This is a genomic window from Ectothiorhodospira shaposhnikovii (genome assembly GCF_022227765.1).
Classification (GTDB): domain Bacteria; phylum Pseudomonadota; class Gammaproteobacteria; order Ectothiorhodospirales; family Ectothiorhodospiraceae; genus Ectothiorhodospira.
Map to the genome: position 1 here is coordinate 112170 of NZ_JAJMLZ010000005.1, position 16347 is coordinate 128516.

Sequence of the window (16347 nt, forward strand, 5' to 3'; positions counted from 1 at the left end):
CTCACCACATTCCGGGCAATACACGGCATGACGTTCGGTACTGAAGAGATCCTCATCGGCCTGCTGGTCACTCTGATCGCCGGCCTGGTCCACGGCGCCTTCGGGCTGGGTTTCCCGATGATCGCCACCCCCATCCTGGCGCTGATCACCGACGTCAAGACGGCCATTCTGCTCACCCTGGCCCCCAATATCGCAGTCAACGTCTGGAGCCTGATCCGGGGCGGCAACTGGCTCGGCAGTGTGGCCCGTTTCTGGCCGGTGGCGGTATGGATGCTGGTGGGATCGGCCCTGGGCACCCTGGTGCTGGTGGCCATGGACCCTAATCCCTTCCGTCTGCTGCTGGCCGCCACGGTGGTGCTCTACCTGATGTCCGACCGCATCAAACGCATCGACTGGAGTTGGATCGGCCGCCATCCCCGTCCCAGCGGTGCCGGGGCCGGTCTGCTGGGAGGCCTGCTGGGGGGGACCGTGAACGTGGGCGGCCCGGTGATGATGATCTATTTCCTGGAACTGCGACTGGCCCCCGTGGTCCTCGTCCAGGCCATCAACCTGTGCTTCCTGCTGGGCAAGGGGACCCAGGCCATCACCTTTGCCTTCCTCGGCATGCTGGGACTGGACCTGCTGCTGATTTCCCTGCCCCTGGGCATCGCCGCCCTGATCGGACTGCGCGGGGGTATGTGGATCCGGGAGCGGGTGGCCGCGGACACCTATCGGGGCTGGCTCAAGGGTCTGCTGTGGATCCTGTGCATCCTGCTGGTGGTGCAGTTCTTCCGTGAACTGGGATGACGGCGGGACGGTCCCGGAAGCGACAGGCAACCCGCTCCGGGACCATCGTGACGCGGATCAGGCCTTTTCCTGATCCTTTTTGGCGGACATATCCTTGAGTTCCTGCAGCAATTCCCGGAAACGCTGATCCAGTCGCTCCATGGCCGCTTCCTGGGCCAGTCGCATGGATTCAAAGGTCTCCCGGGTATGGCTGCTCATGCGATCGTAGACCTTGCCCACCATTTCCACCTGTCTGGCCGGCAACTCGTCCTGTTTTGCCTCCCCCATGGCACGGGTCATCTCCGTGGCCTCATTCATTGCCTGGCTCAGCACCTCCGTCTGACGCTTCATCAGGGCCTCGCTGCTTTCCATCATCGCCCGGTTGGCGGCCATCATGGCCTCCACGTTCTTCTTTTGTACTTCCATCAATGCGGACATATCCATGTGCGGGATCTTGAACTGCTTCATGAACTCGTTCATCTGATCCATGTAGCGCTGAGGATCCATCAGTTTCATCAGTTCGGACATGTCGAACGGATTTTTCTCTTGCGGCATGGCTGCGATCTCCTTCTCTGGTTACAGGGGAATACGGGATTGATCCTCCAGTGGTAGAGCTTAGTCCAATGGACAGGACTCGCCTGCGCACGGGCCCCCATTTTCAAGGAAATACAGGCTATCATCAGCCCGTGACAACCCTGTGGATAAACTGTTTCGAAACCGTGGGTAAGATTTTCCCACAGATTTATCCACAATCCTCGCACAATTTCCCGTTAGGTTACCCGCAGATTTCCTCACATGTTGAAATGTGAATAACGTGTTGAAATTAAAAATTTTTAAAATTCTTTTCCCCAGGCGAGGCGTCCCCTTATTACAGTCATTAAAAAGATTTTAAAAAGATAGTCATCATACAGAAACCGCGTCATCCACAGCTCAGGTGCCGTTTTGGGTAATGCGATTCGCCTGCAGGCGGATGGTTTCCGCTTCAATCCGGACCTCGCGCCCCTGGATCACCAGATCACCGTTGGCATCGATCAAAATGCAGGCCCTGTCGTCACCGATACGTATCCCCCCGGCCGTGGTTTTCCACAACATGTCCCCCGCGACGTCAACTACCCCCGCCTGAAGGCCGGAGCTTGTGAAAGCAGGCTGGGTTGACCAGGGAAAGCGGTGAAAACCCGCTACGTTTGCAACAGGTCGTCAAGACCCACCGGCGGATGCTTCCTCAGTCCGCCGCTCTGGAAGGTTGGGATCATGCTGGTGAAAGGTAAAGCGCCGAAGGTTCCAGCCGCCGCGAAAGCGGGAGCCGGTTGCAGACATTCCCGAGGGGAGATGGGGCGCAAGCCCTACGTCACCGGACCCGTAAGGGTTCTGTTTTGGGAGGTTTGAAATGGCGGTTTTGGTACTGGACAAGAGGAAAAAGCCCCTGATGCCCTGCCCGGAGAAACGGGCACGGTTGCTATTGGAGCGGGGCCGGGCCGTGGTCCACCGGATGCGCCCGTTCACCATCCGGCTCAAGGATCGTGCGGTGGAAGAATCCGTGCTGCAACCGATCCAGATCAAGATTGACCCCGGCAGCAAGACCACCGGAGTCACGGTGATCCGCGAGGACGTCGCCAATCCGGAGCAGCAGCAGGTACTGATGCTGATGGAGATCGAGCATCGCGGCCAACAGATCCGTGAAAATTTGACCCAGCGCCGGGCCTTTCGTCGGCGGCGCCGGAATCAGTTACGCCACCGGGCGCCCCGGTTCGACAACCGGACCCCACCCCAAGGCCAGCTGGCCCCCAGTCTGCAACATCGAGTGGACACCACGATGGCCTGGGTGAACCGATTGTGCCGGCTGGCCCCGGTGACGGGGATCACCATGGAGCGGGTTCGGTTCGATATGCAGATTATGGAAAATCCAGAAATCAGCGGCGTTGAATACCAGCAGGGCACCTTACAGGGCTATGAAGTGCGGGAATACCTGTTGGAGAAGTGGCAACGCTGCTGCGCCTACTGTGGTGCGACACAGGTGCCCCTGGAAATTGATCACATTCACCCCAAAAGCCGGGGCGGTTCGGATCGGGTCAGCAATCTGACCCTGGCCTGTCGTGATTGCAATCAGGCCAAGGGGAATCAGCCCGTGGAAATTTTTCTGGCCGATGATCCCAAGCGCCTGCAACGGATCGAGGCCCAGGCCAAGGCACCCCTCAAGGATGCCGCCGCCGTCAACAGTACCCGCTGGGCACTGTTCCGACAGCTTCAGGCCACGGGCCTGCCCGTGATCACCAGTAGTGGTGGCCGCACCAAATACAACCGACAGCGGTTGGGTGTCCCCAAGACCCACGCCCTGGACGCGGCCTGTGTCGGGCCAGTCACCGCCATCACCCACTGGAATGTGCCCACATTGACGGTGCGGGCCACGGGCCGGGGCAGTTATCAGCGCACCCGGCTCAACCGTTTCGGCTTCCCCCGTGGCTACCTGATGCGCCAAAAGCAGGTGAAAGGCTTTCAGACCGGGGATCTGGTTCAGGCCAACGTACCGACCGGTAAAAAGGCCGGCACCTATCAGGGCCGGGTGGCCATTCGCGCCACCGGTAGTTTCAATATCCAGACCCGAGAGGGTGTGGTTCAGGGCATTTCACACCGCCATTGCCGCCTGCTTCAAAGAGCCGATGGCTATGGCTATACCTTTCAACCCAAACCGATACAGGAGGACGCGACCAGGGCCGCGTGATCGTGCTGTGCACGATGCGCTATCCCTCCCCGCCCTGAAGTTATGGGGTCTCTCGCGAAATGAGCGGAAAGTGAGTCGTTGAGTCGGTGGAGAAGCCGTGTAGGTCACGGACTCCGCCTCTGAGAGGCTCGTAGCGAAGCGTTCTCGCCCCGTCGCCACCCGCCCTTACGGGAATGGTCCTGAATCACCAGCACGGGCTTCTCAGGCCCTGCTCGAAGCAAGTGACGCGCTCCTTCACGGATCTGGATCTCCATCCATCGCCCTCACCTGCGCCTGGCTGATGACGTGCCCGTGTTCAGCGGCGCGGCGTATCCAGGCCATGCCTTCCTGCTCGTCCTTGTCCACGCCTTGCCCGGAGACGTAGCACCGACCCAGCCAGTGCATGGCGTCGGGGTACTCCTGCCGGGCCGCCAAGCGCAGCCAGTGGATGGCCAGGTCGTAGCGGTCGGCGTCCATCAGGATCAGGGCCACGTCGTTCTGGGCCTCGGCCTCGCCCTGGTCGGCACGGATGATCACCTCGTCATCCTCCGGCTGAAGAGCGGCGGGGATGTCGGCCCGCACGGCCGCCAGGGGGATGCAGCCCCGATCCACGGCGTCACTGCGCTCCTGGCGGGGCATTTCAGTGGCCAGCCTGCGACGCAGGGATCGGCGGCTCAGGCCGGTGAGTCTTTCGGCGGTATCCAGGGAAATTTCCATCCATCCCTCCGTTTCTACGGCCGACTGTTTTTGTCGGCCATTCATTTCACGGCCGACCATTTTTGTCGGCCATTTCTGGCGACGGCTCACAGACCGCCTATCCGGCGCAGGATACCATTTACGCTACGGCGGGCCGCTGTTGGATGTTGGCACGGCCCGTGCATTATCCAGACTGCCCAGGCCAGCACAGGCCACACACTGACGAGGGATTTGACGATGAAGAAGCAAGCAGGTTTTACCCTGATCGAACTGATGATCGTGGTGGCGATCATTGGTATCTTGGCGGCGATTGCGTTGCCGGCGTATCAGAACTATACGGTTCGGGCTCAGGTAACTGAGGGTATCAATATCGCCGCTTCTGCCAGGGCTACCGTGGCTGAAAACATCATGACCGGTCGCACTGATCTTTGTGAGGGTATTGACGAAACTGATGCCAGTACACCCAACGCCGCGCTCACTTGCGATGCTGGCGTTATTACCGTGGAGATGTCAAATCTGGGTGGCGGAGTAAGTGATTTCGAAATCACCTTTACACCTGACGCCGCCGGTCGTTCTTGGACTTGTGCGGTGGACGATGCAGATAATAATCCTTACGTTCCTGCAAACTGCCGAATCTAAGTCGAAGCTGCATTAGTCAGCACCCCAAGGGGCGCCTCCGGGCGCCCCTTCTCGTTGTGCGCCCAGCATGAGCGCACACCTGTGGGTGTAAGTCCCGCCGTAAGTTGATCATAGCGAACGAAGTGAAGCGCAACCGCATGAGGGTGACCGATCGTGGGGAGGAAGCGTGGAGCGTAAGCTGCGAACCGATGGACAAGAATCGGATAGAAGGCGCTGCCGGGCAGGGCGAGCAGGCAAGAGGCCGCAAAGCTCTCGTGATCAAGGCGAAGTGGCGTAAATCCGGCGGTTGTGCAGCGAAGGAGTGCGTTCTTACCTGGGGAGATCTCGCCTTATGCCTGAAAAGGCGACGGTGCTGAACCGGAGCAAGAAGTCAGCAGACGAACCGCTTCTGGCCGAGCCGGTTGTCGGGGTGAACGTGGCCGCCTGCGGTCACGGTGAAAAACAGCACACAGATGATGGCCCCAACCGCTGATTGTTGCCTTGGGGCGTCTGGTCTTGGCCGGAACCTTGAGGTCTTCCCGCCGGAACCGAATTCAGTCTCCTGGCGCCTCGCCGGGCAGTTCCATTGCACAGAATACCCGGGCTTTCACCGAAAGATCCCCCACCACGCGCAATTCCGGCTCCGGGCGCTTCCTGATGAGAACCGGCGTGACCAGGATGCGCTCGGTCTCGGCCACCTGCAGATCTTCGAGAATGTCCACCACCTCCATGCTCACGGGGATGCCCCGCGCTTCCAGCAACCGGACATAGTCGTGCAGATGATCCATGGCCCTTCGCGCGGTATGTGTCTGGCCGGCGATGAACAGCCTGAAATGGTATTCAGGGTGCATCGACCGCTCGCATGGGTGGGCAAGGTGACAGGCAGAGGATCATGAGCGGAAGATATCCAGCACCCGGCGCTCGTCATCGATCACCGTGAAGGCGTTGCGGAAGGCCTCCGGCACCGGTCTGGGTCGGCCTGTCCCGGCATCCACATAAACCCACTCGGTTTTGGCCCGGACCACGGGACGATGATCATCGGCGCGCAGAAACAGGTAATGGCGTGGCGAGCCGCGGTGAGAAAATCCTCCGATCCAGGTCAGTAGCCGCAAGTCATCCCCCGCATGGGCGGGACGCAGGTATTCGATGAGGTGGGAGCGCACCACCCAGCTACTGCCTTCCTGTTGATAGCGATCCCAGTGCCAGCCGCGGGCTGCGGAGTGGGCCAGGGCAATCTCCTGCATCCATTTCAGGTATTCCAGATTGTTGACATGGCCATTGATGTCGATGGCTGACTCGGGCACCGTGAAACGACGGGAAAAGATCCCTTGCTGATCCATCGTTTCATGGGATGCCGTCCGGGAATCGGGCTGTGTGTCGGACATGCTGAAAACCATTGGGAGCCGTTGAATTCAGGTCATGATGACGGTGTGAAGCGGTCATCCGAGCATCGGCATTCTACTGTTCCGCGCGGTGTCATGCGAACATTACCGTTTGCTCCCACGAATGCCTGCCATGCCCTTGTATCGCTGCCCCCTGTGCCGGGGCCTGGAGACACCGCTTTTTCATCGTGAAGACCGACCCCGGGTGCACTTCCGCGACTATCATCGCTGCCTGCAATGCGATCTGACCTTCGTGCCTCCCCCCTATCATCTCTGCGCCACGCAGGAGAGGGCCTATTACGATCTGCATCAGAATCAGGGCACGGATGAAGGTTACCAGCGGTTTCTGGGGCGCATGCTCACACCCCTGCTGGCGCGGGTGAACCCCGGTGCCGCGGGGCTGGACTTTGGTTGCGGCGCCGGCCAGGTCCTGGTGGGGATGTGTCGCCGGGCCGGGCTGTCCTGCGTGGGCTATGATCTCCATTATCACCCGGACCCCGCACCGCTGGCGCAGCAGTATGACTTCATCGTCAGTACGGAGGTCTTCGAGCACCTGGCCGACCCCGCCGGGGTGCTCGAACACTTGCTGACCCTGCTCAAGCCCGGCGGCTGGCTGGGCATCATGACCAAGCGGGCCCTGGACCGGCAGCGTTTTGCCCGCTGGCACTATACCCTGGACCCCACCCATGTCTGCTTTTTCAGCGAGCAGACCTTCCGCTGGATCGCCGCGCGGAGGGGCATGACCCTGGAGGTGGTGGGTAATGATGTGGTGATGTTGAGAAAGCCCGACTTGGCCCCCTACTCCGCCAAGCAGACCTGATTGCGTCCGGCCTGCTTGGCGGCATACAGCGCCTGGTCCGCTGCCTTGATGACGCTCTGAGGGTCAGGATGATCCACGCTGCGTTCGGCCACCCCCATGCTGATGGTGACGGATACGGTTCTTTCCTTGCCCGGCCCGCGTCTGGCTCTACCCTCCCGCTTGTTACTGGGCCGCGATGCTTCGTTGCGAATGGCGATCTCATAAGCCTCGATGGCTTCCCTGACGGCTTCCAGATGGGGGACGCATTGTTCCGCCGTCTTGCCGGGAAAGACGATGGTGAATTCCTCCCCGCCATAGCGATAGGCCTTGCCGCCGCCCCTGACCTTGCGCAGTTGGGCCGCCACGACTCGCAGTACCTGGTCTCCCAGGTCGTGGCCATGGGTGTCGTTGAATTTCTTGAAATGGTCCACGTCGGTCATGGCGATGGCGTAGCAACGCCCCAGGCGTTGCAGCCGTTCATTGAGGGCGCGACGGCCGGGTAGACCAGTAAGATCGTCGCGAAAGGCCATCTGAAAGGACTCATGCACCACGGCGATGGCGAGAATCAGCAGCAGGGTGGCGGTGAACAGGGGCACCGCATAGGCGTGGAAGAGTTGCGGCAGCATCCAGCCGATGCCGGCCAGGGTGATCCACTGTCCGGCCCACTGGGGCGTCGGACGGCGCACCACGAAAAATCCCATCACGGCAAGGCACAGGATCAGGCTCCAGAAGGAAAGCTGGGGCATGCCGTAGCCGTCCCAGTGCAGGGCGGGCAAGTGAGTCGTCAGCAACAGGTCGGCCATGCCTTCCGGAAACTGCGTGGCGAAGAGAACGGCGAATCCCGCCAGGCTTCCAAATACCGACAGCCTGAGCAATAGATCCATCATCAGGTGGTAACGTTCGGACCAGAAGGCGTTGACCAGGAACACCAGGGGGACCATCAGGGTCATGAGGGCGTAGCCCAGGGCGGGCAGTAGATCCGCTTCCGTCGTCATGGCCATGGGCCGGATCTGAAACATGCTGCCCAGATAGACCATCAGCACCAGGATCACACAGATCAGCGTGCGGGTGCGGCCGTAGAGAAAGGCCAGTACCCCCGCCAGCACTCCCGTCAGCCAGGGGATCACTTCCACCAAACCCTGGGGCAACTCCGGTAGCCAGGCCCCTTGAATGGCCGCGCCCATGCCCAGGGCCAGCATTACGGGCGGGAGCAGGATGAAGATCAGGGTTTTGAGGTGTTCCTGGGTCATGGTTGGTTTGGGCAGTGTGTCACTTTCCGATGCAGAAGGAAGAAAAAATCTCCCCCAGCAGATCATCCGCGCTCACCCGTCCGGTGATCTCTCCCAGTGCTTCCTGGGCCAGGCGCAGTTCCTCGGCCACCAGTTCCGTGGCGCGGGTGATGATGAGCTGATCGTTGGCGGCCTGAACATGGTCGCGGGTGCGAGCCAGGGCGTCCAGGTGGCGGCGACGGGCGGTGAACAGGCCCTCCGGGTGACCGCTGTAGTGGAGCTGGGCCTTGAGGGCCTCGCGCAGGGTGCTGATGCCTTCGCCGGTGCGGGCCGAAATGAACAGCACGTCACTGGCATCCGCCGGCAGTTCGGTGAGCCGGTCCAGTTTGTTATAGACGGTGATGACCGGTAGCCGGGGCGGCAGGCGGCGACGGATCTCCCCTTCTTCTTCGCCCTCCCCCTGGGTGGCGTCCACCACCAGCAATACCAGGTCGGCCCGCTCGATCTCGGCCCAGGCCCGGCGGATGCCTTCCTGCTCCACCGGATCATCGGATTCCCGCAGGCCGGCGGTATCCACCAGGTGCAGGGGCAGACCGTCCAGGCTCAGGTGTTCCCGCAGCACGTCCCGGGTGGTGCCGGGAATGGCGGTGACGATAGCGGCTTCCCGGTCCACCAGGCGATTGAGCAGGCTGGATTTGCCCGCATTGGGGCGCCCGGCGATCACCAGGTGGGCGCCTTCCCGCAGCAGATTGCCCTGCCGGGCCTGTTCGGTCAGGGTGGCCAGTTGATCCAGCAGGGACTCGATCCGGTACTGGATATCCCCTTCCGCCAGCAGATCCAGTTCCTCTTCGGAGAAATCCAGATCCGCTTCCACGAACACTCTCAGTTCGGTCAGGGCCGACAGGATCAGGTCCACCTGGCGGGAAAATCCGCCTTCCAGTGATCGGCGGGCACTGCGCACGGCGGCGGCGGAACCGGCATCGATCAGATCGGCCACGGCCTCGGCCTGGGCCAGGTCCATACGGTCGTTCAGGAAGGCGCGCTCGGTGAATTCCCCGGCCCGGGCCATGCGGCAACCCATCTCCAGACAGGCCCCCAGCAACAGGTCCATGACTACCGGGCCGCCATGGCCCTGCAGTTCCAGGACATCCTCGCCGGTATAGGAATGGGGGCCGGGAAAATACAGGGCGATGCCATCGTCGATGACCTCTCCCCGGGCATCTAGGAAGGGGCCGTAGAGCGCCTGTCTGGGGCTGGGCAGTCTGCCCAGGCAGCGCCGCGCCACCTCGGCGGCATGAGGGCCGGAAACCCGCACGATACCCACGCCTCCCCGTCCTGGCGCGGTGGCAATGGCGGCGATGGTATCGAAGCTGCGGTGCATGGCGGTGAGTCCCACGAAAAATAGCCCGGATGGAGAAAACCGGCGGTTTCCGAAATCCCCACCGTGGTGGTTTTTTCGAAGACCGCCGGCCGTCCCCAGCCGGGCCATGGATGGCCAGCAGGAAGTGGAGTTACTTCTTGCCGCCGCCCTTGCCGTTGGCCGTCTTTTCGATCTGGCGCGTGATGTAGTACTGCTGGGCAATGGACAGCAGGTTGTTGACCAGCCAGTACAGCACCAGGCCCGCCGGGAAGAAGGCGAAGAACACGGTGAAGACGATGGGCAGGGCCATCATGATCTTCTGCTGTACCGGGTCCATGGGGGCCGGGTTCAGCTTGTACTGGGCGATCATGCTGGCACCCATGAGCAGCGGCAGCACGAAGAAGGGATCACGGATGGACAGATCCTGAATCCAGAAGATCCACGGCGCCTGGCGCAGTTCCACACTCTCCAGCAGCACCCAGTAGAGGGCGATGAAGACGGGGATCTGAATCAGGATGGGCAGACAGCCGCCCAGCGGATTGATCTTCTCCTTCTTGTAAAGCTCCATCAGAGCCTGGTTCATGCGCTGCTTGTCGTCGCCGAAACGTTCCTTGAGAGCCATCATCTTCGGCTGCACGGCGCGCATCTTGGCCATGGAGCGGTAGCTGGTCTCGGACAGCTTGTAGAACACCAGCTTGATCATCAGGGTCAGGATGATGATGGCCCAACCCCAGTTGCCCACGACGTCATGGATCACTCGCAGCAGCCAGAACAAGGGCTTGGCCAGCACCGTGAAGATGCCGTAGTCCACCGTCAGTTCCAGGCCATCGGCAATCTTGGACAGGGGTTGCTGTTTCTTGGGGCCGATCCAGATGCGGGATTGCAGGACGTCATAGGCGCCGGGGGCGATGCTCACCGGCTCGGAGCGCAGGCCGATGATGTACTGGGGCCGATCCGGTGTGCCGATGGCACGGCTGTAGAGCAGGTTCACCTCATCGGCATACGGAACCCAGGCGGTGAGGAAGTAATGCTGGATGATGGAGATCCAGCCGGCGGAAATATTGCGGTCCTGGACGTTCCTGCCCAGGTCTTCCAGGGATTCCTTGATGTACTTGCCGTCATAGAGGGCGGCACCGGTGAAGGTGTACAGGAACCAGGAATCACGGGCCGGGGTGGGGCCATGACGCAGCTGCCGGTACTGGCGACCGGTCCAGGTGACGTCACTGTTGTTCTCCACCCGATGACTGACATCCACCAGGAAGTCGCCACGGCGGAAGGTGTAGGTCTTGGTCACGCGGATGCCATCCTCGCTTTCCCAGGTCAGGGGGACCACGAGTTCATCCTGCCAGTCCTCCATGCGGTATTCGGTGCGCTCGGCACGGAACACGGCGTGGTGGGATGGAGCACGGTCGGCGTGCTCGACGCCGGGTACACGGTCATGGATCAGGCCGGACTGGGCCACATAATCGCGCAAGCGCTCGTCCAGGATGCGTACCGGATTGTCCGGCTCCTTCAGGCTCACCGGATAGGTGGGCAGGTCGGCGCGTACCAGATCCCCGCCACGGGTGTCGATGAGCAGGTCCAGGGTATCGGTGACCACGCGGATGCGCTGGCGATCAGCGGCCATCACCGGGTCCATGCCCACGGGGGCATCCATGGCCTCGGAAGCAGGGGCATCGGGGACGTCGTCGCGGAATTCCTGGCCATTGAGGGTGGCTTCCGCGCGTTGGGGATCGAACTGGGGCTGGGGACCATAGTCCACACGCCAGGCCTGCCAGATCAGGAACAGCAGGAAAACCAGTGACAGGTACAGGATCGGTCGGAGATTATCCATGATTTCGCGGCTGTTTGTGATGGCCTGGAGCGGGGTCTGGTACAGGATCGTACCCGCCTTCGCAGAAGGGGTGACAACGCGCCAGTCGCCGGACGGTGAGCCACAGGCCGCGCAGGGCGCCGTGTCTCTCGATGGCCTCCATTCCATAACAGGAACAGGAGGGGGTGAACCGGCAATGCTGCCCGATGAAGGGGCTCAGGGTATAGCGGTAGACCTGGATCAGGAAGATAAGGACTTTTCGCATTGGCTACTCATCCGTTTCCAGAGTCTTTCCAGGGCCTGATGCAGATCGGCGTTATTGAAGCGCTGGGCGCCCGGCTTGCACATGATGACCATGTCCATGGGGGCCATGCCGGACCGATGCCGGCGAAATGACTCCCGAATCAGGCGCTTGATTCGATTGCGCTGGGTGGCCTGGCGGACATTCTTCTTTGCCACGGCCATGCCCAGGCGCGGTCCTTCGGTCGGGCTCGGCACCCAGAGCCCGGTGAAGGGCGGCTGGGATACCCGATGTGCATCCTTGAAGACCCGTTGGTAATCGCTCGCCTGTACCAGTCGGACGTGGCGAGGAAACCCCTGGTCATTCAGCCCGATCAGAGGATCAGGGGCAAAGACGGGCACGGCCCCGGGCGCGGCGAGCGGCCAGCACCTTGCGGCCACCACGGGTAGCCATGCGGGCACGGAAGCCATGGGTGCGCTTGCGGTGCAGGTTACTGGGCTGGAATGTTCTTTTCATGACGGCAGACCGTGGCTGAGTTCTATTTACGGGCGATAGAGAGCGCCCAATCTAAGGCGCGTAAAAGTACCTGCGATTGACATGGGTGTCAATCCGCGTCAACCAAGGTCTGGGGACAAGGATGTGGAAAAAGGTGTGGATAAGTTTGCGGGCCTGCGGGTAGACTTACGCATCCCTCAACCCCCTACCACTGGAGATACCCTTGGTTGGCAACTCCTTGTGGCAGCAATGCGTGTCGCGTCTGGAGAGTGAACTCTCCGAACAGCAACTCAATACCTGGATTCGTCCCCTGCATGCAGTGGAGGAACAGGGCGTATTACGGCTGCTCGCTCCCAATCGATTCGTGCTGGACTGGGTCAAGGACCATTTCTTCCAGCGTATCGCCCAGGTCGTCACCGAGGTCCTGGGCAATGACTCCATGCGTGTGCTGCTGGAAGTGGGCAGCAGCCGCCCGCCGACACCGGTGGCGCGCCCTGCCCCGCCGACGCCGGTGACACCGGTGACCACGGCCGCGGATGCGGCCCAGGCCCGCGGTCCGGCTCCGGCTCCGGCGGCCAGTTCACCCCAGTTCACCAACAACCTGAATCCCAACTTCACCTTCGACAACTTCGTCGAGGGCAAGTCGAACCAACTTGCCCGCGCCGCCAGCTTGCAGGTGGCCGCCAATGTGGGCAAGGCCTATAACCCTCTGTTCCTCTACGGCAGCACCGGCCTGGGGAAGACCCACCTGATGCATGCCATCGGCAACACCATCCTCAAAGAGCGACCGGATGCCAAGGTGGTGTACCTGCATTCAGAGCGATTCGTGGCCGACATGATCAAGGCGCTGCAGCACAACTCCATCGACGAGTTCAAGCGCTACTACCGGTCGGTGGATGCCCTGTTGATTGACGACATTCAGTTCTTTGCGGGCAAGGAGCGTTCCCAGGAGGAGTTTTTCCATACCTTCAATGCCCTGCTGGAGAGTCAGCAGCAGGTGATCCTGACCTGTGACCGCTACCCCAAGGAAGTGGACGGCCTAGAAGACCGGCTCAAGTCCCGATTCGGTTGGGGACTCACCGTGGCCATCGAGCCGGCGGAGCTGGAAACCCGGGTCGCGATCCTCAAGCGCAAGGCGGAAGAAGCCGGCGTCAATCTGCCCAGCGAGGTGGCCTTTTTCGTCGCCAAGCGCATCCGCTCCAATATCCGCGAGCTGGAAGGGGCCCTGCGTCGGGTCATCGCCAATGCCCATTTCACCGGCCGTCCCATCACCCTGGAGTTCGCCAAGGAAGCACTCCATGACCTTTTGGCCCTGCAGGACAAGCTGGTCACCATCGACAACATCCAGAAGACCGTGGCGGAGTATTACAAGATCCGGGTGTCCGACTTGCTGTCCACCCGGCGCAGCCGGTCCATCACCCGACCCCGCCAGGTGGCCATGGCCCTGGCCAAGGAGCTGACCAATCACAGCCTGCCGGAGATCGGCAAGGCCTTTGGGGGACGGGACCACACCACCGTGCTGCATGCCTGCCGCAAGGTAGTGGAGCTGCGCGAGTCCGATGCGCGGATCAATGAGGATTTCATCAACCTGCTGCGGACATTGACCACCTGAAAACAGCCAACCCTGTGGAAAAGGTGTGCACCCACACTGAGGAAAGCCCGAGCCCGGATTTATCCACAACTCGTCAACACGTGCCAGGTTCGCTTATACGGCGATCATTTCACAGGGTTTTTTCTGGTTAAATTATTGAATTGATTGAATATTTAAGAAGTTATCCAGAGCTTGGCGGGTGACTTATTACAATCATTAAAAAGATATTCTTTAAATAATAGTTAAAGACGGACGGTTCCAGATGAAACTGAGTATTCAACGGGAAGTGCTGCTGAAACCGCTGCAGCAGGTGATCGGGGCTGTGGAAAAACGCCATACCATGCAGATCCTGGGCAATGTGCTGCTTCGGTGTGACGGTACGCACCTAAGAATGACCGCCACTGACCTGGAAGTGGAGTTGGTTGCAGAGCTGGAATACGCCTCTGAAGAAACCGGTGAAGTCACGTTGCCTGCGCGCAAGCTTCTGGACATCTGCCGTGCCCTGCCGGACGAGGCCGAAATCCGGATTCAGGTCAGTGGGGAGCGGGCCGTGTTGTCGTCCGGGCGATCCCGCTTTGTACTCACGACCCTGCCGGCGGGGGATTTCCCCAACCTGGATGAAATCGAGAGCCGGATCGAGTTTTCCCTCACCGAGAGGGAACTGCTCACCCTCATCGGTCGCACATCCTTCGCCATGGCCAATCAGGATGCCCGGTATTACCTCAATGGATTGATGCTGGAAGTGGAAAAGGGCACGATCCGGACGGTGGCCACCGATGGTCACCGCCTGTCCCTGTGTACGCTCAAGTCCATTGTGGAAACGGAAGAGACCCAGCAGGTCATCATTCCACGCAAGGGCGTGCTGGAATTATCCCGCCTGCTGGAGCACAGTGATGACCCCGTCCGGATCCAGATCGCGGCGAATCATCTCAGGGTGCGTGTGGCGGGTCTTTGTTTCACCACCAAGCTGATCGATGGGCGTTTTCCGGACTACAAGCGGGTCATTCCGCGGGATGGTGAGCAGGTGCTGAAGGTGGATCGTGAACTCCTGCGACAAGCGCTGGGACGCACGGCGATCCTCTCCAATGAAAAGTACCGGGGGGTCCGGTTTGAGCTGTCTCCTGGTACTCTGAAGATCCAGTCCCATAACCCGGAGCAGGAAGAAGCGGAGGAAGAACTGGAAGTGGATTACAGTGGCGAGTCGCTGGAGATCGGCTTTAACGTCACCTACTTGATGGACGTGGTCGCCAATCTGCAGGGAGAAGTCCTCGAAGCCACGTTCAAGGATCCCGGCTCTTCCGTCCTGATTCGGGACCTGGGTTTTCAGGATGCCCTCTATGTGGTCATGCCCATGCGTCTGTAATTCCTGCTGCCATCTTCGGGGGCCTGGATGCCCAGGCCCCTTTCCCATCTTTTCCCCATCAGTCCCGTCTCCCCTCTCATGAGTCTGACACGACTCGATATCTTCAATCTCCGCCTGTTTGAAAAAACCCGGCTGGAGCCCTGTTCCGGATTGAATCTGGTGATGGGCGAAAATGCTTCGGGCAAGACCAGCCTGCTGGAGGCGGTTCATGTGCTGGCCACCGGTCGCTCCTTCAGGACACAGCGGATGGAATCCGTCATTCGCCATGGGGCCCGGGATCTGATGGTGACCGGGCGTCTGCGGCTCGATGATCGACAGGTGTCGCTGGGCATTCGCAAGGGCGGCGGCAGGACGGTGGCGAGGATCAACGGTAAAACCGTGCGCAGTCAGTCCGAACTGGCCCAGGCCTTGCCCCTTCAGGTCATTCATCCGGACAGTCATGAGTTGCTGTCAGGAAGCCCCGCTGAACGACGCGGTTTTCTCGACTGGGGGATCTTCTACCAGTCGCCCGAATCCATGGCGCATTGGCAGAACTATCGACGGGCGCTGATTCAGCGCAACGAGGCCCTGCGTCGCGGCCTGAATGACAAGGCCCTGGATGTCTGGGAAGTACTGCTTGCCCAATCCGGTGAAGCCATGGATCGTGCGCGGTTGTCCTATCTGGATACACTGTTGCGTCATGTCCGCGAGTTGGAAACGCTGCTTCCAGGCAATGAGGGGGTGGATATTGCCTATCGTCGTGGTTGGCGCGAAGGCGTGGATCTCAAGACCCTTTTGCAGACGGCCCGACCCCGGGAGCGAGAGATGGGCTATACCCTTTCCGGTCCTCATCGGGCTGACGTGGTGTTTCGTCGCGGTGATGTACTCCTGGCTGATGGGGCATCCAGGGGGCAGCAAAAGTCGGCCGTGCTGCTTTTGCGTCTGGCTCAAGTGGCTGCCTTCAGGAGTGTGAGTGGACGGTCAGCGGTAGTGATGGTGGATGATTTGCCGTCAGAGCTGGACGAAGTTCACCGGGATGCCGTGCTTGCCCTGCTCCAGGGGCTGGATTGCCAGATCTTTGTCACTGCCATCGATCCTCGCCAGATTGATGCCCGCGGCTGGTTGCGTTTCAGAATGTTCCACGTGGAACATGGTCGGTTGAAGGAGGTTCGCTGAATCCTGGTATATGTTCCACGTGGAACATCCGTTGGGGCATTGATAAAAAATTGGCGGGAGTGACAAAAGAGAATTCGTGAGGGTGACAGTCAAAATGATGAGAGCGTGGCCGGATTGACAAGCAAGACAAAGGGGTGAGGTT

General features: G+C 60.7%; 19 protein-coding genes. 8 read left to right on the forward strand and 11 right to left on the reverse strand.

Features of this window, described 5'->3' with window-relative positions; genetic code table 11:
• The first annotated feature begins 27 nt into the window (after positions 1–27).
• Positions 28–786 (forward strand): sulfite exporter TauE/SafE family protein, encoded by a 759-nt coding sequence (locus LQD11_RS08300; RefSeq protein ID WP_008932895.1) that lies wholly within the window; start codon positions 28–30, stop codon positions 784–786.
• 57 nt (positions 787–843) lie between these two features.
• Here LQD11_RS08300 and phaP read toward each other — a convergent pair whose 3' ends face one another.
• Together phaP and LQD11_RS08310 are read right to left on the reverse strand one after the other, a co-directional pair.
• Positions 844–1320: a TIGR01841 family phasin gene (phaP, locus tag LQD11_RS08305; protein WP_238617128.1), complete on the reverse strand. Its 477-nt coding sequence runs from the start codon at positions 1318–1320 to the stop codon at positions 844–846.
• Between the two features lie 375 nt (positions 1321–1695).
• Positions 1696–1857 carry a hypothetical protein gene (locus LQD11_RS08310; protein WP_238617129.1) on the reverse strand — a complete coding sequence of 54 codons (162 nt, stop codon included), beginning with the start codon at positions 1855–1857 and terminating at the stop codon, positions 1696–1698.
• Between the two features lie 295 nt (positions 1858–2152).
• On the opposite strand from LQD11_RS08310, the gene iscB reads away from it, so the two are divergent.
• Positions 2153–3484, forward strand: a complete 1332-nt coding sequence (gene iscB / locus LQD11_RS08315) for an RNA-guided endonuclease IscB (protein WP_238617130.1) — start codon at positions 2153–2155, stop codon at positions 3482–3484.
• A 234-nt stretch (positions 3485–3718) separates the two neighbouring features.
• Here iscB and LQD11_RS08320 read toward each other — a convergent pair whose 3' ends face one another.
• Positions 3719–4180 carry a tetratricopeptide repeat protein gene (locus LQD11_RS08320; protein WP_238617131.1) on the reverse strand — a complete coding sequence of 154 codons (462 nt, stop codon included), beginning with the start codon at positions 4178–4180 and terminating at the stop codon, positions 3719–3721.
• Between the two features lie 216 nt (positions 4181–4396).
• On the opposite strand from LQD11_RS08320, the gene LQD11_RS15580 reads away from it, so the two are divergent.
• On the forward strand, positions 4397–4798 hold the full coding sequence (locus LQD11_RS15580) for a pilin (RefSeq protein ID WP_276315682.1): 402 nt from the start codon (positions 4397–4399) through the stop codon (positions 4796–4798).
• 331 nt (positions 4799–5129) lie between these two features.
• On the forward strand, positions 5130–5270 hold the full coding sequence (locus tag LQD11_RS08335) for a hypothetical protein (RefSeq protein WP_238617132.1): 141 nt from the start codon (positions 5130–5132) through the stop codon (positions 5268–5270).
• A gap of 61 nt (positions 5271–5331) precedes the next feature.
• Here LQD11_RS08335 and LQD11_RS08340 read toward each other — a convergent pair whose 3' ends face one another.
• Entirely contained in the window at positions 5332–5628 is a 297-nt protein-coding gene (locus LQD11_RS08340) for a circadian clock KaiB family protein (RefSeq protein ID WP_008932114.1), read from the reverse strand.
• Between the two features lie 39 nt (positions 5629–5667).
• The gene (locus LQD11_RS08345) at positions 5668–6162 is read right to left on the reverse strand and encodes an acyl-CoA thioesterase (RefSeq protein ID WP_238617133.1); all 495 of its coding nucleotides are present in this window, start codon (positions 6160–6162) and stop codon (positions 5668–5670) included.
• 130 nt (positions 6163–6292) lie between these two features.
• Here LQD11_RS08345 and LQD11_RS08350 point away from each other — a divergent pair, with 130 nt between their 5' ends.
• Positions 6293–6979 carry a class I SAM-dependent methyltransferase gene (locus tag LQD11_RS08350; protein ID WP_238617134.1) on the forward strand — a complete coding sequence of 229 codons (687 nt, stop codon included), beginning with the start codon at positions 6293–6295 and terminating at the stop codon, positions 6977–6979.
• Here the strand turns inward: LQD11_RS08350 and LQD11_RS08355 are convergent.
• The 6 genes from LQD11_RS08355 to rpmH form a co-directional block, all read right to left on the reverse strand.
• On the reverse strand, positions 6958–8208 hold the full coding sequence (locus LQD11_RS08355; protein WP_238617135.1) for a GGDEF domain-containing protein: 1251 nt from the start codon (positions 8206–8208) through the stop codon (positions 6958–6960). The two genes, LQD11_RS08350 and LQD11_RS08355, sit on opposite strands and share 22 nt — an antisense overlap.
• Positions 8209–8227: 19 nt before the next feature.
• Positions 8228–9568 (reverse strand): tRNA uridine-5-carboxymethylaminomethyl(34) synthesis GTPase MnmE, encoded by a 1341-nt coding sequence (mnmE, locus tag LQD11_RS08360; protein WP_238617136.1) that lies wholly within the window; start codon positions 9566–9568, stop codon positions 8228–8230.
• A 130-nt stretch (positions 9569–9698) separates the two neighbouring features.
• Positions 9699–11381, reverse strand: coding sequence for a membrane protein insertase YidC (gene yidC, locus LQD11_RS08365; RefSeq protein WP_008932109.1), 1683 nt, complete (start codon positions 11379–11381; stop codon positions 9699–9701).
• On the reverse strand, positions 11374–11625 hold the full coding sequence (gene yidD / locus LQD11_RS08370) for a membrane protein insertion efficiency factor YidD (RefSeq protein WP_008932108.1): 252 nt from the start codon (positions 11623–11625) through the stop codon (positions 11374–11376). The genes yidC and yidD overlap by 8 nt, the downstream gene beginning before the upstream one ends.
• Positions 11601–12044, reverse strand: coding sequence for a ribonuclease P protein component (gene rnpA, locus LQD11_RS08375; protein WP_238617137.1), 444 nt, complete (start codon positions 12042–12044; stop codon positions 11601–11603). Before rnpA ends, yidD begins: the two co-directional genes overlap by 25 nt.
• Entirely contained in the window at positions 11983–12117 is a 135-nt protein-coding gene (rpmH, locus tag LQD11_RS08380) for a 50S ribosomal protein L34 (RefSeq protein ID WP_083838800.1), read from the reverse strand. The genes rnpA and rpmH overlap by 62 nt, the downstream gene beginning before the upstream one ends.
• A gap of 202 nt (positions 12118–12319) precedes the next feature.
• Between rpmH and dnaA the strand changes: the two genes are divergently transcribed.
• The 3 genes from dnaA to recF all read left to right on the forward strand — a co-directional run bounded on the left by dnaA (position 12320) and on the right by recF (position 16205).
• Entirely contained in the window at positions 12320–13708 is a 1389-nt protein-coding gene (gene dnaA, locus LQD11_RS08385) for a chromosomal replication initiator protein DnaA (protein WP_238617138.1), read from the forward strand.
• A 241-nt stretch (positions 13709–13949) separates the two neighbouring features.
• Positions 13950–15050, forward strand: coding sequence for a DNA polymerase III subunit beta (gene dnaN, locus LQD11_RS08390; RefSeq protein WP_238617139.1), 1101 nt, complete (start codon positions 13950–13952; stop codon positions 15048–15050).
• Between the two features lie 78 nt (positions 15051–15128).
• Positions 15129–16205, forward strand: a complete 1077-nt coding sequence (gene recF / locus LQD11_RS08395; RefSeq protein WP_238617140.1) for a DNA replication/repair protein RecF — start codon at positions 15129–15131, stop codon at positions 16203–16205.
• Positions 16206–16347 lie beyond the last annotated feature (142 nt).